Genomic DNA, 22,150 nt, shown 5'->3' with positions numbered 1-22,150 from the left:
TTATGCGTCTTTCAATGTAAAAACAATATCTGCTACCTGTACGCCTGCGCGGCCCCGGCTGTTATAACCCGCCCCAATGGACTAAAAAAATCCGTCAAATGATTAGGTGCAGAGCCCTCGGATTCGGACGGAATTTTGTATATTTGTACTCTTGTAAACATAATTAAAACAAAGAGAATATGTCGTTTGATATCCAAGGAAAGCTGTACGAAGTGTTTGAGACCACCCAGGTAAGTGATAAATTCAAAAAGCGTGAATTCGTACTTGAGATCCCGGATGGTTCTTATACCCAGTATGCTAAGTTCCAGCTGACACAGGATAAGTGCAACCTGCTTGACCAGTTCCAGAAAGGTCAGGAAGTAAAGGTAACGTTCAACTTATCAGGCAAACCGTTTGTAAAGAACGGAGAGACGTTATACTTCACCAACCTGCAGGCCTGGAGAATTGAAAGCGCCTCTAACAACTTTGGCGGTGCCCCTGCCGGAGCGCCTGCACAGGCAGCTTCATCAGCGCCTTCTTTCTACAGCAGCGACGTTGACAACGATCTGCCTTTCTAACGAAACGCACTCATACTTATACCAGAAAGCGAGCCTCACAGCTCGCTTTTTTATTTTCTATACTTTAGTACTGCGTTTGTTCTGCAGCAGCGCTGCTATCCTTTTCAAAAGCTTAATATCATAATCTCCGTATACTGCGAAAGCAGCCGGGTTCAGGAAATCTGAAGTATAAACCTGCAAGTATACTTACTTTTTTATTTGCTGCGGCTTACGTTTGCATTGCCTTTATTGTAGAACCCATACTCCCCATTACTTGTTGTTTTTTAAAGCGCCCCTTTAACTTATATGGAAGAACTGCAACGCCTCATCCTGCTAGGCGAAAACGATAGAGTAGATTTTAAGCAACGCGTAACACAACCTGAAAAAATAGCCCGCACCCTTGTTTCGTTTGCCAATACCCGCGGCGGTATTGTGCTGATCGGGGTGAAAGATGACGGCACCATAGTAGGCATTGATCCGGAAGAAGAGAAACATACCCTTCAACTGGCCGCCGACCTGTACTGCGATCCTCCGGTTGAACTCATGTATGAAGAAGAAGAGGTTGACGGCGACACGATTCTGAAAGTCATCATCCCTGAAAGCAAGAACAAGCCCCATTTTGCCAGGGTAAAGGAAGACGACTGGCGCGGGTATATCCGGGTAAAAGATACGAGTGTGCAGACGAGCAAAATGGTAAACAAAGTACTGCAGCAGGAAGAACCTTTGTTTGAGCGCCTGCCCCTGGAGTGGCACGAAAATGCCGTACTGGAGTACCTTCAGACGCACCCCCGCATAACCCAGAAGCAGTACATGAAACTGGTTAATATTTCGGAGCGCCGGGCGTACCGTACCCTGGTTAAGCTGGTCATACATGGCTATCTTCGGCTCCACGACAAGGAGAAGGAAGATTACTACACGCTAAGCTGAAATAACAAGGGGCAAGTATAGCTATACTTGCCCCTTGTTATTTCCTTCTATACTTTACCTTTTAACCAGGTTTCCCTGTTCGTAGTACTCTGTGTGGCTGAACTGCCCGGACTTATCGTACACCTTCCACTCCCCAAACCAGAAGTAGCGTAAGATGTTGCCGCTCTCGATCATGCGGGCCTGCCCCTCTTTGGCAAGCTGTCCGTTCTCATGGTAGCGCTTTACCTGTATGTAGTTCTTGCGGGGTTTATACTTCTCTTCCATCAGCCGCTGGCCATCCTGGTAATAATAGCGCCACTTCCCTACTTCCTTACCATGCCGGAACCTGCCCTGCCGCACGAGTATCGTCCCGTTGTTGATGTATACTTTCCATTTGCCGTGGAACTGTCCTTCCTTGTCAAAGCGGTTGATCCTGAATAACCCTGCTCGCTGCTTGTCCGGTTCTGCTGCCACCAACAAAGGCAATAGCAGCAGCATCACTACTATAAATAGCTTCATACCTGATCTGTATTTTGGTCTGGTCACAAGATATTTTCTGAAAGCAATTTAAACTTTTTTTCAATCAACTAAACATTTAGTTATACTTATTTTAGTTCATAAAGTTTTCATACTCAAGCAAGTATTAGAAAAACAGTATACTTCCTATTACCGACTCTGAAAATCAACCTGCCCAATTCCAGAAAGCAGACGTCCGGCACTCTCTTTATCACGTAAAAAGACTATATAAGAACCAGCCAAAACGAGGTCGGTTCACTAACACAGCAGCACGTTTACCAACTGTTCTATCAGTTTCACCCTTAGCCAAACGTATATGCCCAAAGCTTCTAAAGCAACCCCTAATCCAAAGGCTGAATCCGCCTCTGCCGAAAACAAGGGCGCGAGAACAGCCAAAGTCAAAGAGAAGATCAGTTCTAACGGCCAGGCCACTAACCGGAAAATATTTGTACTGGACACCTCGGTTATACTTTACGACCACAGTGCCGCGCAAAATTTTCAGGAGCACGATGTGGCCATACCCATAACGGTACTGGAAGAGCTGGATAACTTCAAGAAAGGCAATGACATCAAAAACTTCGAAGCCCGTGAATTTATCCGCTTTATAGATAAACTATCGGCAGAACACAAGCTGCAGGATTGGCTGCCGCTGAACGGCCCCACAAAAGGCAAGTTCAAGGTACTGATGAACGAAAGCCAGACCCTGGACGCCACCAAGATATTTGGAGACAAGAACGACCACTGGATACTGAACTCCGCTTTGCAGCTGCAACAGGAACAGCCCGACAACCACGTGGTGCTGGTAACAAAGGATATAAACCTGCGCCTGAAAGCACGGGCCCTTAATCTGATTGCCGAAGATTACGAGACAGGCAAGATACAGGACGTAGCCGGACTTTACACCGGAAACGATACCCTGGAGGATGTACCAGCCAATGCTATAAACGATCTTTACGAGCAAGGCTACTGCGAAAGCAGCAAGGTGCTTAAATCAAACCCGGCCGACAACCATTACTACGTACTCAAAAGCTTTAAAAACTCGGTACTGGCCTACCATAACTCCACAGAAGGACAACTGGAGCGGGTAGACAAAGCCACTGCCTATGGCATTAAACCCCGTAACGCGGAACAGGCCTTTGCCCTACATGCCCTGATGAACCCAAGTATAAAACTGGTGTCGGTACAAGGCGTGGCGGGTACAGGCAAAACCCTGCTGGCCCTGGCCAGTGCACTGGAACAACGCCGCGAGTATAAACAGATATACCTGGCCCGCCCGGTTGTGCCGCTCAGCAACAAAGATATTGGCTACCTGCCCGGCGATATCAAATCAAAGCTGAACCCCTACATGGAGCCCCTCTGGGACAACCTGAAGTATATCCAGAACCAGTTTTCAGAAACTAGCAAGGAGTATCAGAAGATACGAGAGCTGGTAGACCTGGAAAAACTGGTGATCACACCACTGGCTTACATCCGCGGGCGCAGCTTATCCAACATCTTTTTTATTGTGGACGAGGCGCAGAACCTGACGCCGCATGAGGTCAAGACGATCATCTCGCGGGCCGGCGAAAATACCAAGATCGTCTTTACAGGAGACATTTACCAAATCGACACGCCATACCTCGACTCACAAAGTAATGGTTTGTCTTACCTGATCGATAGGGCCAAGAACCACCCGCTGTACGCTCATATCACATTATTGAAAGGCGAGCGCTCCGAGCTGGCTAACCTGGCAAACGAGCTGCTGTAGTATAGCCATTAAGTATAAAGTATAAAAAAGCCGCTGCTATAACTGGCAGCGGCTTTTTTATACTTTATACTTATTAATATCAGTGATTTATCTGCGGTTAGAAGCGTAGCGTTTTGCTCCTGCCCCTTTTTTGCCGGTTTTAGCCGTAACCACACTGTCCAGCCCGGCCAGGCTCTGCTCCAGTTCTACTTCAAGCTTTTTCTTTCGCAGGAAGCCTTCTATCCGTGCAATGGGGTTGTCTTCAAGCGCTGTGTGTTTCTGCCAGATCACGCGCGTACCGCCATTCACTTTCTCCAGGCTGAAATACCCCTGCGTTTCATGATGGTCGCCCTCTATGGTCTGCTGGTAGCGCAACAGCGTAGGGCTAACGCTCTCAGTAAACTCTATCTGTCCGTCGCCTATCTTGTCGCCGCTCCAGTTTAGCCGTGCGCCTTTGCCGGTCAGCGGGCCGCCGTACATGTGGATCATGCTTGGGTCATAGCTTTTGTTCCAGACACTCCACTTTTCCCACTCCGTCGGGTTGTTCAGGTACGGGTATACCTGATCGGGAGAAGCATTCATTACCCTGCTCCGCACCACATCGCACTGCACCGGAAGCAGATAAGAGGCAGAAAATAAAGCCGCCACTACGGTCAGCAGCGACATAAGCACTATCACGAACGGCTTCATAAGTTATACTGAAAACAGGTAATTGGTTGGTTGTGTTAGAGCACCCACTAACTATAGCAAGTTTAGGTACTCTGTAGCCCGTTGTCAAGTATTATGATATAAATATTTTATTTTATAAATATACTATAGCTACATGCCGCATAAGTACAGCTGCCATACCTATTTGCGCGGGTGCACCGTATAAGCGATAAACAAATTCTATATAGAAATGCTGAATGATTTAATAAATAAAGGGCTGCAGTTATCGAAGAGTGCCCTCTTTCAACGCTTCCTGGGCAAAGCCGGCGGTGTGTTGGGCAAGCCTGCTAAAATAGGTATGCTACTCTCCACGGCTTACGGAAAGCTGATAGACGCCAACAGTACCAAGAGCGGGTTTGAACAGGTGAAAGAAGTAATGTATACGTTCATGCGGATGGTGAAAGCCTACTCGAACGGCTCCTACCGCGATGTATCGAAAAAATCCATGCTGATCGGCGTGGCGGTGTTGTTATACCTGGTATCTCCTCTTGATCTTATCCCGGACTTTATACCTGTACTGGGCCTGATGGATGACATCAGCCTGATCGCCTGGTTTATTGATGCCTTCCAGAAAGAGATCACCAAGTTTGCTGCCTGGGAAACGGGCACACGCTTTGAGCCTACTCCGGGAACATTGTAATTGAGAAAACACTCCTTAAGTATAAAAGGCTGACAGCAGGAATGCGTCAGCCTTTTTCTTTTAATAACCTTCTCTAGAGTTGCGCAACTCCTCCATCAAACTTTTAGAACTAATTCCTCTGCCATTCTGTCACGTTTTTAAGTGGATTGTAGTATATTTGCACCCTTAACCGTATTACCATGGATCCGATAGTAGATTTAGATTTCATAGATAACCGCACGCCTGAGCAAGCTACCGCTTCTGCTGCTGCCTGCGACACGCACGTTACCAAGGATAATAACACCGGAAAATCACGCAAATTATATATCGAAAGTTATGGCTGCGCCATGAACTTCTCGGATAGTGAGATCGTGTCTTCGATCATGTTTGAGCAGGGCTTCGATACGACTTCCGATATCGCGCAAGCTGACGTTGTTTTCCTGAACACGTGCTCGATCCGGGAAAAAGCCGAGCAAACGGTACGCAACCGCTTGGGCCAGATCAACTACCACAAGCGCAAAAAGCCGGGTATGGTAATCGGGATCCTGGGCTGTATGGCTGAGCGCCTGAAGAAATCGCTTTTGGAAGAAGAAAAGATCGTGGACTTGGTTGTAGGCCCGGACGCTTACCGCGACCTGCCGAACCTGATCAACGAAGTGGATGGCGGTCAGAAAGCCGTGAACGTGCTGCTTTCCCGCGAAGAAACCTACGCCGACATCAACCCGATCCGCCTGAACAGCAATGGGGTGAGCGCTTTTATCTCGATCATGCGTGGTTGCGACAACATGTGCTCTTTCTGCGTGGTGCCATTTACCCGCGGGCGTGAGCGCTCGCGCGATGCACACTCCATCGTCCGTGAAGCCGAGGCACTGGTGGCACAAGGCTATAAAGAAGTTACGCTGCTGGGCCAGAACGTGGACTCTTACAAGTGGGCTTCTGAGGATGGAACTGAAAGCGTAAACTTTGCTCAGTTGCTGGAGCGTGTAGCCCTGCTCTCTCCAGACCTACGCGTACGCTTCTCTACTTCGCATCCGAAAGACATCACCGACGAGGTGTTGTATACCATGAAGAAGTATGACAATATCTGCAAGTACATTCACCTGCCGGTGCAAAGCGGTAACTCCCGCATACTGGAGCTGATGAACCGTACTTACGACCGTGCCTGGTACATTAACCGCGTAGATGCGATCAGAAGTATACTTGGCGAAGACTGTGGCATCTCTTCTGACATGATCGCGGGATTCTGCACCGAAACCGAAGAAGAGCACCAGGATACGCTGTCGCTGATGGAGTACGTGCAGTACGATTACTCCTACATGTTCTTTTACTCCGAACGCCCGGGCACACTGGCTGCCCGCAAACTGGAAGATGACATTCCGCTGGAGGTGAAAAAACGTCGATTAGATGAAATCATCAACAAGCAGCGCGAGACCTCGCTGGCGCGCAATAAGCGTGACATTGGCAAGGTGCACCGCGTGCTGGTAGAGAACTTCTCCAAGAAGTCTGACCAGCAGCTAAGCGGCCGTAACGACCAGAACAAAGTGGTGATCTTCGACAAGAAGCACTACAAAAAAGGCGACTACGTGAACGTGTTTGTGCACGATTGCAGCGTAGGTACCCTGTTTGGCGAAGCAGTTGATTAGATTTGGAGATTTGGAAATGTGAAGATTTAAAATAATTAAATCTTCACATCACCTCAGCTTCAAATTTCCAAATCTTCCAATCTTCAAATCATCAAAATGCGCAACGTAGATATTCAAAGTATAAAACAGCGGTTCGGGATCATAGGAAACTCGCCTCTGCTCAATTATGCCATCCAGGTGGCAGTGCAGGTGGCTCCTACCGATATGACCGTGCTGATCAGCGGCGAAAGCGGCAGTGGCAAGGAATCTTTTTCCAAGATCATCCACCAGTTGAGCCCTCGCAAGCACGGACAGTTCATCGCCATCAACTGCGGCGCCATACCGGAAGGCACCATCGATTCAGAACTGTTTGGCCATGAGAAAGGCTCTTTTACCGGTGCTTTGGATACCCGGAAAGGTTACTTTGAAGTAACGGACGGAGGCACCATCTTTCTCGACGAGATCGGGGAAATGCCGCTGGGCACTCAGGCCCGCCTGCTGCGCGTGCTGGAAAACGGCGAATTCATCAAGGTGGGTTCTTCCAAAGTACAGAAAACGGATGTACGCGTTGTGGCAGCAACCAACGTAAACCTGCTGGATGCGGTGGAAAAAGGTGAATTCCGCGAGGACCTGTACTACCGTCTGAATACTGTGCCGATTACGGTGCCACCTTTACGCGATCGCGGAGATGACATTTACCTGCTCTTCCGTAAGTTCGCCAGCGATTTTTCCGAGAAGTATAAAGTAAAACCCATCAGCTTAACCCCTGATGCCATACAGGAATTGCTGAATTTCCGATTTCCGGGTAACATCCGTCAACTTAAAAATATTGTGGAGCAGATCTCTGTGCTGGAGTACGACCGGGAAATTGATGCTGACAAGCTTCGCCATTACCTGCCAAAAGAACAAAGCAGCCTTCCCACACTTATCGGGAAAGAGCCTAAATCAGAGCAGGCTTTTTCGGAGCGCGACTTGCTGTACAAAGTTCTTTTTGACATGCGGCGCGATGTTTCGGAACTTAAGAAGCTGGTATTCGAGTTGCTTACTCATCAGTCTCCTGAACGCGACCTCCTGAAAGAGCACAGTCATTTGTTTGAGAACCTTGATCACCATTTCGCGCCTGCCCGCGGTTACCAGCCGGCAGATACCGCTGAAGCCTTTTACCTGCCTGTAAAACAGGCGCAGGTAAGCGAGTATGAGGATCAGAAAGTGGAGGACATTACGCACGAAACTGAGGAAGAAAGCCTTTCGCTGGAAGACAAAGAAAAAGAGCTGATCCTGAAGGCCCTTAAGAAGCATAACAACAAGCGCAAGTATGCCGCAAACGACCTGGGTATATCCGAACGAACACTTTACCGAAAACTGAAGCAGTATGATATTGAAGAATAAAATTCAAGGCCTCACTTATGCCCTTTTGCTGCTGGTTACGGTATTGAGCGGCTGCGGCATTTACTCTTTTACCGGTACGTCGATCGCTCCGGAAATAAAGACCATTTCGATACAGAACATCGAAAACAGCTCAGGACAGGGTCCTGCCAGCCTGACGTCTATTGTAACGACCAATTTCAAGAATTATTACCGCCGCAATACCAATCTTACCATACTTCAGCGCGACGGAGATTTGCAATTAGAAGGACAGATCGTTAATTTTACCTTAGCACCTGCCGCCATCCAGCGTGAGGGCCAGAACGACCAGGCCTCCCTGAACCGTCTGACTTTGGGCGTGCAGGTACGCTTCACCAATACCAAAAATCCGGAGCAGAACTTTGATCAGCTTTTTACGATCACGCAGGACTTTGGGCAGAACGTGGACGTAACGCAGATCCCTCCTGCTTCTATTGAGCAGATGGCAGATCGCCTGGTAACAGATGTTTTCAATAAATCAGTAGCAAACTGGTAACGCATAACCGACAAGACTTCTTGCCCTGCATGAATAAATCAGCTTTTTTAAATCTGATACAACAGGTATCGAACATCTCGGACCAGCAGACGGAGGAATTGGAGAAGGTAGCGGCTACCTTCCCCTATTGCCAGACCGCTCATTTGCTGCTTGCCAAGTCAGCTTATGACAAAGGGAGTATGCTGTCTACACAGCGCCTGCGCAAGGCTTCTTCCTATGCTACCAACCGGCAGCTGTTGAAACGTGTTATTTATACTTCGCCGGCACCTGAGCCTGTTTTCGAACCTGCTGTAGCAGAAGAAGCGGTTCATGACACAACACTGGTAAGGGTTTCTGAGCAAACACAGCATACTTCTCAGGCACTACCTGCAACAGAAGAAATACAGCCTACAACTGAGTCCGTAGAAGAACGTGAAGCAACACCCCTGGCAGTTGACGAGGAGTTAGCTGAGGCAGAAGCGGAAGAAGTGCTGGCTGAGTATACTATACTTGAAGAAACCGAGGAAGCTCCAAGCCCTGAAGAAACAGTTTACTCGGAACTTTCCATGTTGCTTACCTTCAACAGCTTAAGCTCCTCCTCTACCGATCTGCTTGCGATCTCCCGTTCCATAACTATGTCAGAAGATGTAGAAGCACAGGAGTATACTGCCTACCTGCAGGAAACCGAAGAAGCACTGGCTGAAATAGAGTTTGATGAGGCATACAATGCTTTAGAGACTGATTCAATTGAGGCTATCCCGGAGGCTTTAGCGTCTGCTCCTTTGGTTGTTCAGGAATTTAAGGCATTTACCACAGAGGCTTTCTTAGATGAGGAAACACCGGTACAGCAAGAGCAAGAGACTTCTTTTGAAGATGCGGAGGTCCACTATACTTATAGTGAGATCGATCGACTTTACATGGAGGATGCCCTGGGTTACTGGATGGGCTCGAGCCGTATGGGCGAAGTGCTGCAACTGAAAGATGAATACACCCGGCCGCGGCCGCATAGCTTCCACCCGGAACTGATACTGGAGTATAGCAAAACCCATGAACTGGAGAAAGCCATACAACCCACCAGCAATGCGCTAAGCGAGCAGCTCGACATCATCGATCAGTTCCTGAAGCTGAACCCACGGTTAAAAACCATGGTGAATGTGAAGCTAAAACCGGAGCCACAGGAAGACCTGTCGCTGAAAAGCTCGAAGATCAAGAAAGGCATGGCTTCTGAAAGCCTGGCCAACATCTTCCTGAAGCAGGGAAAAACTAAGAAGGCCATCAAAATATATGAACTTCTGATTTTGAAAAATCCGGAAAAAAAAGCTTACTTTGCCGAACAGATAGAAAAATTACAAACTATAAACTAATATGTACATCGCCCTAATCAGTATTATTGTTTTCATTTGCGTGCTGCTTATCTTAGTAGTGCTGGCCCAAAACCCTAAGGGAGGCGGATTATCCAGCCAGTTTGGCGGCAGCACAAGTCAATTGATGGGCGTTAAGCGCACAGGCGATTTATTGGAAAAACTTACTTGGGGATTTGCAATTGCACTGGTTGTACTTACGCTCGGAACGCACATGATGCTTGACACATCTCAGGATTCATCTATGATGAACCGTAGCGTAAACGAAGAGCGTGCGCGTCAGTCGCAGTTGCCAGCGGCACCAGCTGCTACTCCTGCCGTTACTGACACAACGGCTGCTATACCTGGCGCAGGTGAAATACCGGAAATGGTAGATACTGCTCAAAAGCAGTAAGCTGAACATACTTACAGGGAAGCCGGCTTCTAGTGAAGCCGGCTTTTTTATTTGCAGTTTCTGCCACCTCTGTCAGGTTGTTTGCCAAAAAAGTTCCACCGGCATGACACAAAATGACAAACTTGTCAGGTACGACAGGCAGAGTTCCTGAAAAATTGACTTAAACTGGCAAAAACAACGCCTTGGCATAAGAAATGATAGTACCCCTATGGTTCTTAAGCTAAAATATCAACCACATAAACTTAACAACATAACAAACTATGTCAATCAGCATTAAACCATTAGCAGACAGAGTAATTGTAGCTCCTGCTGCAGCAGAAGAAAAAACCAAGTCTGGTATCATTATCCCTGATACTGCTAAAGAAAAACCACAGCGTGGTGAGGTAGTAGCCGTTGGCGAAGGCAAAGTGTCTGAGCAGGGCGCCCTGATGAAGCCACAGGTACAGGTGGGCGACCAGGTGTTGTATGGCAAGTATGCAGGAACTGAGATCTCCGTAGATGGTAGCGATTACCTGATCATGCGTGAGTCTGATATTCTGGCTATCCTGTAATTAATCGTATTTTCAAACTAAAGAAAGCAATATAACTATGGCTAAAAACATCACATTTGATGCAGACGCTCGCGGCAAAATTAAAGCTGGCGTTGATAAACTGGCTAATGCTGTAAAAGTTACGTTAGGCCCTAAAGGTCGTAACGTGATCATCGATAAAAAATTCGGTGCTCCTACTATTACAAAAGACGGTGTTTCAGTGGCGAAAGAAATCGAGCTGAAAGACGCGATCGAGAACATGGGTGCCCAACTGGTGAAAGAGGTTGCCTCTAAAACGGCTGACCAGGCTGGTGACGGTACTACAACTGCTACTGTACTTGCTCAGGCAATCTACACTGCCGGTATCAAAAACGTAGCGGCTGGTGCTAACCCAATGGACCTGAAGCGTGGTATCGACAAAGCAGTTCATGCTGTAGTGGAGAACCTGCGCGCGCAGTCTAAGAAAATTGAGAACTCTTCTGAGATCTCTCAGGTAGGTACTATCTCTGCCAACAACGACGCTGAAATCGGTAAGATGATTGCTGACGCGATGGACAAAGTTGGTAAGGACGGTGTGATCACTGTAGAAGAAGCAAAAGGTACTGAAACGGAGGTAAAAACTGTAGAAGGTATGCAGTTCGACCGCGGCTACCTGTCTCCATACTTCGTTACAAACGCCGAGAAAATGGAAGCTGAGTTCGATAATCCTTTCATCCTGATCTACGACAAGAAAGTTTCTACCATGAAAGAACTGCTTCCTGTACTGGAGCAGGTAGTTCAGACTGGCAGAGGCCTTGTGATCATTGCTGAAGATGTAGACGGCGAAGCCCTGGCTACACTGGTAGTAAACAAACTGCGTGGATCGCTGAAAATTGCTGCTGTAAAAGCTCCTGGTTTTGGCGACAGAAGAAAAGCAATGCTGGAAGATATCGCTATCCTGACTGGCGGTACTGTAATATCTGAAGAGCGTGGTTACAAACTGGAGAACGCTACCCTGGAGTACCTGGGCAAAGCTGAGAAAGTGATCATCGACAAAGACAACACTACCGTAGTAAACGGTGCTGGTTCTAAAGATGATATCACGGCTCGCATCAACCAGATCAAAGCGCAGATGGAGACTACAACATCTGACTACGATAAAGAAAAACTTCAGGAGCGTTTGGCTAAGCTTTCTGGCGGTGTGGCTATCCTTTACATCGGTGCTTCTACTGAAGTTGAGATGAAAGAGAAGAAAGACCGTGTAGATGATGCCTTGCACGCTACTCGTGCTGCTGTTGAGGAAGGTATCGTAGCGGGTGGTGGCGTTGCCCTGATCCGTGCACTGGATGCCCTAGGCAACATCGACACTTACAACGCTGACGAGCAAACTGGTGTTCAGATCATCAGAACTGCATTGGAGGCGCCGTTGAGAACAATCGTATCTAACGCTGGTGGCGAAGGTTCTGTAGTGGTACAGGCTGTACGCGAAGGCAAAGCTGACTTCGGCTACAACGCCCGCGATGACCGCTATGAGAACATGTTCGCAGCTGGTATCATCGACCCAACTAAAGTAACGCGTCTTGCTCTGGAGAACGCTGCTTCTATTGCTGGTCTGCTGCTTACTACCGAATGCGTAGTATCAGAAGAGCCTGCTGAAGAAGGTGCTGCTCCGGCTATGCCAGGTGGCATGGGCGGTATGGGCGGCATGATGTAATCGGCTCCCATAGTTGACATATAAAAACAGCCTGAGCTAAGTATAGCTCAGGCTGTTTTGTTTTTATAGCAGTTCAAAGCAAGTTAAAACCTATACTTTTCTAATGAACAGCTCCTACAACAGCTCTTTGATTTCAATTTTGATCTCGTGCGGGGCTACCTCATCGCCTCCAAAGTATGGATAAAGCTGATAGCCCTCCCCTTTTCCGGTGCAGGCTCTGGGCAGGCTCACGGTCTTGCCGTTCAGCTCGAATACAAACTTATTATCTTCCAGCCTTAGCTCAAAAGTATAAGGCTTGCCAATCTCAATTGTACTCACGAGTTCAGACTTACGGCTCTTGTTATAATAGGTATAAGCGTGTACTTCCAGGCGGTTGTTATACCATCTCCAGCCAAAGCGAGCACTGTTGGTCTGGTGATCGGAACTGCAGTCGGATAAGCCGTATAGTTTGTTGATGTCGCCCTGGTTGACCGGATCGGTAGTAGTATAAACAGCAGAGCTGTCAAATACTGCCTGAAAGCGGATCTTGGAGGCACTTACCAGTTTAAATGGGTTGTTAGTAGCAGAATGTGCTCCTTTAGGAATGGTGTAGGTAACGGAAGAAGGTTCGGGGTTGGCATCAACATGCGTAACAGAATCTACTTCGCAGGACAACATGGCAAAGCAAAGCACTGAAAGTGCAGCCAACTGCCTGCAACTCTGGGTAATAAATAACATTGGCTAAAAGTATGATTATAAAAACAAAAACCCCTCCTGTACCAGGAAAACATGTTATTGCAATTGCCTGATGTTGAGAAGGCTACAAACATACTAAAGAATGTTTAAAGTATAATAAAATAAATAAAAAGGCCCCTGCTGAGAGCTCAGCAGGGGCCTTTTTATTTATGATTAAAGCTATTAACCGCGACCGTGCATCATGTGAATCAGCTTGCAAATAGCTATAACAATAGATGGAAATATTGATTAATATATTATAGTTAATATTCCCATCTTTGCTTATCTGTTAAATTTAATTCTCCAGCGCTTCGCATAGTGTCCTCTGAAAAATACCAATCTATTGCTTTACCAATAGCATATGATATAATAAAAGAGGTAACAATCTCGCCACCACTAATCTGAATTAGTTCATTTCCTTCTAAATTAGATAATCTTGCAGAAGTAAGGTTTAAATTTTTCATGCTTTTGTTTAATTAAAGTTTAAGATAAATTTTCACAAAATAAGTCTATATATTTTAATGGAATTTATAATAGGAAAATTAATACTCCCATCTTTGCTTGTATGTTAAATTTAATTCTCCAGCTCTACGCATAGTGTCCTCTGAAAAATACCAATCTAATAGCTTTTCACCGATATATGATAAGCCATCACCAATTAGATCACCACCTTTAATGTCTATAAGCTCTTCTTTTTTAAGCTCATGTAAGGATTTAGAATTTGCCTTATTTAAGGCTTTATTAAAATTGTTCATTTTGTTCAGGAATATTATTTTGCCAACACTTTTAGGCTGCTGATAACACCTTTCATTAACCGGTTAACTATGTTATAAAACTAGTTTTCTTCCATCTATAAAAATTGGACTGGAATAAATAATTCCTCCAAAAATTTTGAGGTTTTCTTCTTCTGAAACTACTCTCATTGAAAATGCTATCTCTAGTTTCTTATTAGATGTATAGTAGAAGGTTCCTCGCTTCCTGGTGTAGTTAATTACGAGTCCTTCTGCCTTCATTTCATCAATGATATTGTATAGTTGAGCCCTGCTAATTCCAAGTCGACTAGCCAGTTCTTCCGGTGTACCGGTTTTCTCTTTTCGAATCAGTTCGTCCAAATACTTGATTCTTTCGATGTACTTTCTGAAGTTCATACTATCACTCCCTTAGTTTAAAATTATAAGTTGCTTATTAAGCATCTCAAAATAGCGTTCACGTTTTATTAATAGCTCAGAGTGTGTACCCTGCTCTATTAGTTTTCCATTTTCCAACACAAAGAGAAGATCAAAGTCTTTTACAGCAGCGAGGCGATGGGTAATAAAAATTACTGACTTGCCTGCTTCAGTCAATTTTCTAATGGTTATCTGCACAAACTCTTCTGATTTAGGATCTAGCGAAGATGTAGCTTCGTCCATTATTAAAACTTCTGGATTTTTATACAAGGCTCTTGCAATAGCAATGCGCTGTTTTTGACCTCCTGACAAGGAAGCACCATTTTCTCCGAGATAAGTAGCAAAGCCATTAGGCAAGCCTTCTATAAACTCCATCATACCCAGTTGGCCGCATATGCTGACGATACGTTGGATATCAGGCTGATAATCATTTAAAGCAATATTTTCGATTACGTTACCAGCAAATAGGTCTACTTTTTGCGGCACTACTGTCACAAATTGTCGGAGACTTTTATTTTCAATATACTTCAAATCATAATCTCCAATATGAACGCTCCCGGATTGCAATGGATATAGATTTTGAAGTATGGATATTAACGTGGACTTACCGGAGCCGCTCTCCCCAATAATACCAGTAATTTTGCCCTTAGGAATAGTTAGGGTCAAACCTTCAAATACACTTTTGCGGGAGCCATATCGGAAATATATATCCTTCAGGTATATGTCACCAATAAGTTCTTTTTTTAGCTCAAATTTATGCTCATTGCTTTCTACCTCCAGATCCATAATTTCAAATAAACGATCAGCCGCAATCATAGCATTTTGGATGGTTTTATTCATGCCTATCAATGTACTTATAGGTCCTGTAAAATAACCGATGACTGCATAGAAAGACATTAGTTCACCTGGTGTTATTAGGTTATCGAGTACATATCCCGCGCCTATCCAAAGCAGCACTATGGTAAATACTTTAGAGATTGTTTCAGAGGTGGTACTTATAGATATGTTGTTTATACTAGATTTATATACTGAACCTAATAACTTAACAAAGCGTACTTCTGATTTCATATTGGCATGATCTTCCATGCCGAAACGTTTGATGGTACCAGCCGCTGTAATAGACTCTACTAATTGGGATTCAAGCTCAGCTGAATCTTCCATTAACTGTCTTTCAGCTTTTCTATTCAGTTTATTGGTAATAAAGTAAACTAATGTATAGAATGGAATAATTAAGAGTATAACAAGTGCCAATTTCCAATAATAGGTGAACATTAAAGCAAATGCAAACAGCACGATAAATACATTTACCATCAGGTTAATGGAAACATCATTAATAAAAGTCCTGATTTTTACTGCATCGTTTATTCTGCTTATGATTTCACCTACGCGCATGGTATCGAAGAACTGCTGCGGAAGTGTGAGCAGGTGTTTGTAATAGCCTAATATAAGACGTGAATCAATCTTCTGGCCAGTTTTTAATACAAAGAGAGCTTTATACAACCCGATTAGTACTTGAAATGCGAGCAGCAGCAGCATAATCACACTCATTAAGTTTAGCAGGTTCTTGTTGCCATCTCCAAAAACATTATCAACTATCTTCTGCACATAAATAGCCGTAGATAAACCTAATACAGTATAAATCACGGCGCCGACCAATGCCTGTAACATCACTGATTTGTGCGGCTTTATCAAAAACCAGAAGCGCTGGTAAACAGAAACGGTCTGGTTAAAGGCCTTAAAATCTTCATTTGGCATCAATAAAACTAATACGCCGCTCCACAAGGATTTGAACTCTTCATGTGACATTTTGTGGATGTGTCCATCAGCAGGATCCATTAAATGGATGTGCTTCTTAGTTACTTTATAAATTACTACATAGTGGTGCAATACTCCTTTAATGATAACATGTGCAATTGTGGGAGTAGGAATTTTAAACAGGCTTTCAAATTCACCCCTTACACCTTTGGCAGAAAACCCCATCTTCTGAGCAGCCTCAACTAGTCCAAGTACATTTGTGCCCTTCTGGTCGGTTGAGGCCATCTGCCGAATCTTTGATACAGGTAACTTAAGTTTGTAATAATTAGCAACAGAAGACAAACAGGCTGCACCACAATCAGTAAGATCGCGTTGCTTAATTTTAATACTCATACTTATACTTATATTGTGGATACTGTGGGATTCATCCAGTTGTCTACTTTATCGTAGAGCAGTTGAAACAGGCTTCTGCGTGTTACTAAAAACCTTCCGTTAAAAGACATGCCTTTTCTCAGCTCACCTTTGTAGCCATTTTTTAGTTTTAGGTGCAACTGATCCAAGGAACAGATAACTCTAAAAGCAACCTGCTGTTCAGAGACCATAGACAGGTCATCCGCTATATCTATTATTTTACCTTTTGCCAGGCCCCAATCATTATAATTAAAAGCATCTACCTGGAGTGAAACAGGCTGACCAGCCTTTATAAAGCCTATATCTTTGGGAGAGACGTAAGCAATTGCTAACAATGTGGAATCAGGGGATATTTCAGCTATTTTCTGGTTGGGGAAAACAAAATCACCTTCCTTAATGTTTTTTAAATTCTGCAATGTGCCGTTTACACCTGCTATTATTTTATGACGTGTTTTCTGATCTTGTACTAATTTAACTTTATTCTTTAGCTGGTTTAGTTCATTTGTATAAGAATTAATCTCGCGATTCCACAGGGCCTTTTGCTTCTTGATATGCAATTCCAGGTTAGACATTGCCTGGTTATATTTTAGTTTTGACTCATCATACTCAACAAAAGAAATTGCTTTTGCTTCGTAAAGAAGAGTGTTCCTTTCATAGTCTCTGGTTGCTTTTTCAAGTGTTGCTTTTAAACTTTTAAAGGCTGAATAGAATTCAAAATAGGACGCTGAATAAATTTCCGTCCCTAAATAAATAGAGAAGTTTTGGTCTATATCAAATAATCTGATCCTGTTTAAGCTATTTAGGTCAGAAATTAAATTATTAAGTAAATCAATTTTTTGGCGGTAACCCTGAATTTCTAAATCTAACTGCTCTGTTTCTATTTCAGCAATTAAATCGCCTTTACGAATTTTCTCATTCTCTTTGTATCTTATGTTATTAACTCTTCCGGCTACAGGCACAAAAATCTCATTTCTCTCAATTGAACTTTGAAAAGTGCCCCTTGCCTGAATAGATAAGTCAATATATATAAAAGGTAAGCTTAAAAAAGCTATAAATAAAAAAGCTATCGTAGTTAAATATATTGTTTTTGAGCGTACAGAAATTCTGCTTTGGTAGCTTTCTGCACACTGCTCGATAATAGCGGCGGGGAAGATTGTTTTCATTTAGGTTGTGGTTAATAACAGAGATCCCACAAGTATAATCGGAAAAATAATATATATCAAGGAAATAATATATGTATGTGTAACACTACATAGTTAATACTTTATGTAAATAAACCCAAAGAGTTAGCCTATAGAGCCAATTTTATAGGCATTTTAGTAACCTATTGTAACATCAACAGATGTATAAGACTATATTTCTATTCATTAAAAAGCCCCTGTTGAGTTCTCAACAGGGGCTTTTTAATGAATAGAAATACTATAACAGCTAACCGCGTCCGTGCATCATGAACATCAGTTTACGGGTTAGCAACACAAGGATTAAACCAGCTACAATCACAAATCCCCCAATTGCAGCGAAGATAGCTAATGGGCCAAGTTCTTCAACATATGAAGCAATATAACCACCAGCTATCTGAGCAATACCTGGGGCTAAGAACCATACCCCCATCAGCATGGATACCAGTGTAACCGGCGCAAGACGCGTTACCATCGAAAGACCAATCGGAGAAAGGCAAAGCTCACCAATGGTATGGAAGAAATAAGTAGCAAGCAACCAGGCGATGCTGGCTTTCACCGTTTCATCTTCCACGCCACCGCGCTCCATTACGGCACCCACCATAAAGAAGAAGCCGATGCCCAACAGGATCATACCCAGGCCCATTTTAGTAGGGATGCTCAGGTCTTTGCCGCGCTTAGCCAGGAACAACCACAGGTTTGCAGTAAGCGGAGCAAACAGTACGATGAACAGTGGGTTTACAGACTGGAACCAGGAAGTCGGGATCAGGAAGCCAAAAACCTCACGGTCGATATACTTATCGGTATAAACGGTTAGGGAGCTACCAGCCTGCTCAAAGCCAGCCCAGAACAGGATTACGAATAAGGAGATGATAAAAATAACAGATACGCGATCGATTTCCTCTTTAGTAAGCTTGGCAGACTTTGCAGGCTTGCCTGTTACAGCATCGTTTTCAGTTTTAACCGGCTTCAGACCTAAATCACCCAGTAAACGTGGACCTAGCGTGTTGAACACGATCTGACCGATCACCATACCGATACCGGCAGCAAGGAAGCCGTACTGGAAGCCATAGTTGGTTACTCTCTCAACGCCGTCTACTACCGCTTTGGTAGCAAAGTAATCTTCTGCCAGGTAACCGCACACAAGGGGTGCCAGGAAGGCACCTATGTTGATACCCATGTAGAAGATTGTAAACGCTGAATCGCGGCGTGGGTCGCCCTGCGCATAAAGATTACCAACTATTGAAGAAATATTCGGTTTGAAGAAGCCGTTACCAATGATAAGGAGCAAAAGCCCCAGGTATGTCATTTCAACTCCTACATAAGGTGTAGAGAACAGACTGAACTGGCCCAGCGCCATCAGCACACCACCAATAAGGATTGCACGGCGGTGGCCCAGGTATTTATCAGCCAACCAACCACCTATAATAGGCGTAAAATAAACGAAACCGGTAAAGTACCCGTAAATCAACGCAGCATCGGCTACGCTATAGCCTAAACCGCCTTCCAGCGCTGTTTTAGTTAGGTACAACATTAAGAGGCCGCGCATACCGTAATAGCTGAAACGCTCCCATAACTCGGTAAAGAATAAGAGATACAGCCCTTTCGGATGCTTTAGATTTTCTTTCGCTGCTGCATCATGCTGGGGGTAGGTTTCATTTACCGCATCAGCAGAGCGTGGTTGATTTACAGACATAAATGTTTAAATGTTGATGTTTTAGATTAGTTTAGCACACACAGAAGGTAAATATATCTGTTTTGCGGCATAAGGCAAAATAATTGCGCCTCAGTAGCCGAATTAACCCGACCAATTTATTATTTATACCGTTATCTATATACATATCCTATTTTTTATATTTTTGTACCATAGTTGTGAAACAAACCTTTATACCTTAAAAACCTATTATATTTCAAATGAAAGAATCTGGTATCAAATCAAATGCAGTAGGCCTGGACAGCTTAGGCATAAGAGAGGCGAAAGAGGTGCTCTGGAACCTGAGCCCGGCTGAGTTGGTAGAGGAAGCCATTATGAACGGCGAAGGCGTGCTGACTGACACCGGCGCTCTGATGTGTGACACAGGTAAGTTCACAGGCCGCTCACCAAAGGACCGCTTTGTAGTAAAAGACGCCAAAACAGAGAATACCGTATGGTGGGGCGACATTAACATTGCTTTTGATCCGGAGAAATTCGACAATCTGTATAACAAGATGATCGACTTTCTGAAGGACCGTAAACTGTATGTGCGCGACGCCTATGCCGGTGCACACCCAGATTATCGTTTGAACCTGCGTATTGTAAATACACAGGCATGGCAGAACCTTTTCTGCAACAACATGTTCCTGCGCCTGACGCCAGAGGAACTTCAAAATCACAACCCGGAATTTACCATCATCTGCGCTCCTGAGTTCCAGGCTGATCCGGAAGTAGATGGCACCCGTCAGTCAAACTTTGCGATCATCAACTTCACCCGTAACATGATCCTGATCGGTGGCACTGGTTATGCCGGCGAAATGAAAAAAGGCATTTTTGGTGTACTCAACTACCTCCTGCCGCACGAGAAGAACACGCTTTCCATGCACTGCTCTGCCAACGTAGGCAAAGACGGTGATACAGCCATCTTCTTCGGTCTTTCCGGTACAGGTAAAACCACACTATCTGCCGATCCTAACCGTGGCCTGATCGGTGACGACGAGCACGGCTGGGCAGAAGACAGCGTATTCAACTTCGAAGGCGGTTGCTATGCTAAAGTAATCGACCTGACACGCGAAAAAGAACCGCAGATCTGGGACGCTATCAAATTCGGTGCTATTGTAGAGAACACCCGCTTTGTAGAAGGTACCCGCACTGTAGACTATACCAACAACTCTGTAACGGAGAATACGCGTACCGCTTACCCGATCAACCACATCGACAACGCGGTGGAGCCATCCAGAGCAGATATTCCAAAGAACATCTTCTTCCTGACAGCAGATGCCTTCGGTGTGCTGCCTCCGATCTCTAAACTGAACGCCAGCCAGGCCATGTACCACTTCATTTCTGGTTACACTGCCAAAGTTGCCGGTACTGAGGTTGGTGTAACAGAGCCGCAGACAACATTCTCTGCCTGCTTTGGCGCCGCATTCCTGCCACTGCACCCAACCAAATATGCTGAAATGCTGGGCAAGAAAATGGAAGAAAACCACGTGAACGTATGGTTGGTGAACACCGGCTGGACAGGCGGTCCTTACGGTGTTGGTTCACGCATGAAACTGCCTTACACCCGTGCTATGATCACAGCAGCCCTGAACGGCGAACTGAACGACGTGAAGTTTGTGAAGCACCCTATATTTGGCGTTGAAATGCCGGAAACATGCCCGAACGTACCTTCTGAAGTACTGAACCCACGTAACACCTGGGCAAACAAAGAACAGTACGACCATAAAGCACACGACCTGGCAACCAAGTTCGTGAAGAACTTCCAGAAGTATGCTGAGTACGCCAACGACGAGATCATGGCCGGTGCTCCTCAGGTAGAGGTTGCGATCGACTAATTATCTTTAGTATACCTTCAGAAAGCCTTCCTGCCAATAACAGGAAGGCTTTTTCTTTGCCATTGTTTCAGGACAGGCACAAAAGCTATACTTTCGTATACTTTAGAAGAAGGATCTCCATATTTTTATTCTACCTGAATTCGTAGTTAATAATTCATAATTTTTAATTTAAAAAAGTGCACCTGTTTTATACTCCAGATCTCAACAGCGAAATTTATACCCTTCCGGAAGAAGAGTCGAAGCATTGCACGCGTGTGCTTCGGTTGCAGCAAGGCGACACGGTGTACCTGATCGACGGCAAAGGCTCACTTTTCACGGCCATTATCCAGGATTCGCATGTCAAACGCTGCCAGCTGCAGGTAATTGACAGGCAGATAGAATATGGCAAGCTGCCCTACTACGTTCACATTGCAGTGGCGCCGACTAAAAACATAGACCGTATGGAGTGGTTTGTAGAGAAAGCCGTAGAGATCGGGGTGAGTGAGATCAGTTTTCTGCTGTGCGAGCATTCGGAACGACGCGAGCTACGCCTCGATCGCCTTGAGAAAATAGCAGTTAGTGCCATGAAACAGTCGAAAAAGGGCTACCTCCCCTTGCTGCACGAAATGGTACCTTTTCAGCGTTTTGTTCAGACCTGTATACCGAAAGACACGTTTATCGCTCACCTTGAGGAAGATGCCATGAAAAGTATAAAGGATTACTACAAACCGGGGCTACAGCACTGTATCCTGATCGGACCGGAAGGTGATTTTTCAGAGAAGGAAATAGCTACAGCCTACAAAGCAGGCATACGCCCGGTAACACTAGGCCAAAGCCGCCTGCGCACCGAAACAGCTGCCCTGGTAGCCTGCCATACACTGCACGTACTCCACGACATCTACGCGCCGTTATAGTAGTAACCATAG

The 22,150-nt window shown here is 45.1% G+C and carries 22 protein-coding genes; 13 read left to right on the top strand and 9 right to left on the bottom strand.

Annotated features, from left to right (window positions below; all coding sequences use genetic code 11):
• Window positions 1–179 precede the first annotated feature (179 nt).
• Complete coding sequence (locus MJ611_RS10220; RefSeq protein ID WP_250429670.1) at window positions 180–557, top strand: DUF3127 domain-containing protein; 378 nt, start codon at window positions 180–182, stop codon at window positions 555–557.
• 285 nt (window positions 558–842) lie between these two features.
• The gene (locus MJ611_RS10215; protein WP_250429669.1) at window positions 843–1,463 is read left to right on the top strand and encodes an AlbA family DNA-binding domain-containing protein; all 621 of its coding nucleotides are present in this window, start codon (window positions 843–845) and stop codon (window positions 1,461–1,463) included.
• 54 nt (window positions 1,464–1,517) lie between these two features.
• Here the strand turns inward: MJ611_RS10215 and MJ611_RS10210 are convergent, their stop codons facing one another.
• Window positions 1,518–1,961: a toxin-antitoxin system YwqK family antitoxin gene (locus tag MJ611_RS10210; RefSeq protein WP_250429668.1), complete on the bottom strand. Its 444-nt coding sequence runs from the start codon at window positions 1,959–1,961 to the stop codon at window positions 1,518–1,520.
• A 313-nt stretch (window positions 1,962–2,274) separates the two neighbouring features.
• On the opposite strand from MJ611_RS10210, the gene MJ611_RS10205 reads away from it, so the two are divergent.
• Window positions 2,275–3,705 carry a PhoH family protein gene (locus MJ611_RS10205; protein ID WP_250429667.1) on the top strand — a complete coding sequence of 477 codons (1,431 nt, stop codon included), beginning with the start codon at window positions 2,275–2,277 and terminating at the stop codon, window positions 3,703–3,705.
• Window positions 3,706–3,792: 87 nt separating this feature from the next.
• Here MJ611_RS10205 and MJ611_RS10200 read toward each other — a convergent pair whose 3' ends face one another.
• On the bottom strand, window positions 3,793–4,374 hold the full coding sequence (locus MJ611_RS10200; RefSeq protein ID WP_250429666.1) for an SRPBCC family protein: 582 nt from the start codon (window positions 4,372–4,374) through the stop codon (window positions 3,793–3,795).
• 208 nt (window positions 4,375–4,582) lie between these two features.
• On the opposite strand from MJ611_RS10200, the gene MJ611_RS10195 reads away from it, so the two are divergent.
• From MJ611_RS10195 to groL, 8 genes are all read left to right on the top strand, one after another.
• Window positions 4,583–5,032: a YkvA family protein gene (locus MJ611_RS10195; RefSeq protein ID WP_250429665.1), complete on the top strand. Its 450-nt coding sequence runs from the start codon at window positions 4,583–4,585 to the stop codon at window positions 5,030–5,032.
• A 179-nt stretch (window positions 5,033–5,211) separates the two neighbouring features.
• Window positions 5,212–6,654, top strand: coding sequence for a tRNA (N6-isopentenyl adenosine(37)-C2)-methylthiotransferase MiaB (gene miaB, locus MJ611_RS10190; protein ID WP_250429664.1), 1,443 nt, complete (start codon window positions 5,212–5,214; stop codon window positions 6,652–6,654).
• 96 nt (window positions 6,655–6,750) lie between these two features.
• Window positions 6,751–8,022 carry a sigma-54 interaction domain-containing protein gene (locus MJ611_RS10185; RefSeq protein ID WP_250429663.1) on the top strand — a complete coding sequence of 424 codons (1,272 nt, stop codon included), beginning with the start codon at window positions 6,751–6,753 and terminating at the stop codon, window positions 8,020–8,022.
• Complete coding sequence (gene lptE / locus MJ611_RS10180) at window positions 8,006–8,533, top strand: LPS assembly lipoprotein LptE (RefSeq protein WP_250429662.1); 528 nt, start codon at window positions 8,006–8,008, stop codon at window positions 8,531–8,533. The genes MJ611_RS10185 and lptE overlap by 17 nt, the downstream gene beginning before the upstream one ends.
• Window positions 8,534–8,562: 29 nt before the next feature.
• Window positions 8,563–9,876, top strand: coding sequence for a hypothetical protein (locus MJ611_RS10175; RefSeq protein ID WP_250429661.1), 1,314 nt, complete (start codon window positions 8,563–8,565; stop codon window positions 9,874–9,876).
• Between the two features lies 1 nt (window position 9,877).
• Window positions 9,878–10,267, top strand: coding sequence for a preprotein translocase subunit SecG (secG, locus tag MJ611_RS10170; protein ID WP_250429660.1), 390 nt, complete (start codon window positions 9,878–9,880; stop codon window positions 10,265–10,267).
• A 260-nt stretch (window positions 10,268–10,527) separates the two neighbouring features.
• Window positions 10,528–10,818, top strand: a complete 291-nt coding sequence (groES, locus tag MJ611_RS10165) for a co-chaperone GroES (protein WP_211214327.1) — start codon at window positions 10,528–10,530, stop codon at window positions 10,816–10,818.
• A gap of 37 nt (window positions 10,819–10,855) precedes the next feature.
• Window positions 10,856–12,490, top strand: coding sequence for a chaperonin GroEL (groL, locus tag MJ611_RS10160; protein WP_250429659.1), 1,635 nt, complete (start codon window positions 10,856–10,858; stop codon window positions 12,488–12,490).
• 114 nt (window positions 12,491–12,604) lie between these two features.
• On the opposite strand, the gene MJ611_RS10155 is transcribed toward groL, so the two are convergent.
• The 7 genes from MJ611_RS10155 to MJ611_RS10125 all read right to left on the bottom strand — a co-directional run bounded on the left by MJ611_RS10155 (window position 12,605) and on the right by MJ611_RS10125 (window position 19,410).
• Window positions 12,605–13,177: a hypothetical protein gene (locus MJ611_RS10155; protein WP_250429658.1), complete on the bottom strand. Its 573-nt coding sequence runs from the start codon at window positions 13,175–13,177 to the stop codon at window positions 12,605–12,607.
• 290 nt (window positions 13,178–13,467) lie between these two features.
• Complete coding sequence (locus tag MJ611_RS10150) at window positions 13,468–13,668, bottom strand: hypothetical protein (protein ID WP_250429657.1); 201 nt, start codon at window positions 13,666–13,668, stop codon at window positions 13,468–13,470.
• Between the two features lie 78 nt (window positions 13,669–13,746).
• Window positions 13,747–13,959, bottom strand: a complete 213-nt coding sequence (locus MJ611_RS10145; RefSeq protein ID WP_250429656.1) for a hypothetical protein — start codon at window positions 13,957–13,959, stop codon at window positions 13,747–13,749.
• Between the two features lie 72 nt (window positions 13,960–14,031).
• Window positions 14,032–14,352, bottom strand: coding sequence for an HTH domain-containing protein (locus MJ611_RS10140; RefSeq protein ID WP_250429655.1), 321 nt, complete (start codon window positions 14,350–14,352; stop codon window positions 14,032–14,034).
• Between the two features lie 12 nt (window positions 14,353–14,364).
• Complete coding sequence (locus MJ611_RS10135) at window positions 14,365–16,518, bottom strand: peptidase domain-containing ABC transporter (protein ID WP_250429654.1); 2,154 nt, start codon at window positions 16,516–16,518, stop codon at window positions 14,365–14,367.
• 8 nt (window positions 16,519–16,526) lie between these two features.
• Entirely contained in the window at window positions 16,527–17,699 is a 1,173-nt protein-coding gene (locus MJ611_RS10130) for an HlyD family secretion protein (RefSeq protein ID WP_250429653.1), read from the bottom strand.
• Between the two features lie 265 nt (window positions 17,700–17,964).
• Entirely contained in the window at window positions 17,965–19,410 is a 1,446-nt protein-coding gene (locus tag MJ611_RS10125; protein ID WP_250429652.1) for a peptide MFS transporter, read from the bottom strand.
• A 218-nt stretch (window positions 19,411–19,628) separates the two neighbouring features.
• Between MJ611_RS10125 and pckA the strand changes: the two genes are divergently transcribed.
• Together pckA and MJ611_RS10115 are read left to right on the top strand one after the other, a co-directional pair.
• Entirely contained in the window at window positions 19,629–21,245 is a 1,617-nt protein-coding gene (gene pckA / locus MJ611_RS10120) for a phosphoenolpyruvate carboxykinase (ATP) (protein WP_250429651.1), read from the top strand.
• Between the two features lie 176 nt (window positions 21,246–21,421).
• Window positions 21,422–22,138: a 16S rRNA (uracil(1498)-N(3))-methyltransferase gene (locus MJ611_RS10115; protein WP_250429650.1), complete on the top strand. Its 717-nt coding sequence runs from the start codon at window positions 21,422–21,424 to the stop codon at window positions 22,136–22,138.
• Window positions 22,139–22,150 lie beyond the last annotated feature (12 nt).

It is taken from the genome of Pontibacter ruber, from assembly GCF_023630205.1.
GTDB classification, from domain to species: Bacteria; Bacteroidota; Bacteroidia; order Cytophagales; family Hymenobacteraceae; genus Pontibacter; species Pontibacter ruber.
This window is presented reverse-complemented; position numbering and strand designations above follow the sequence as displayed.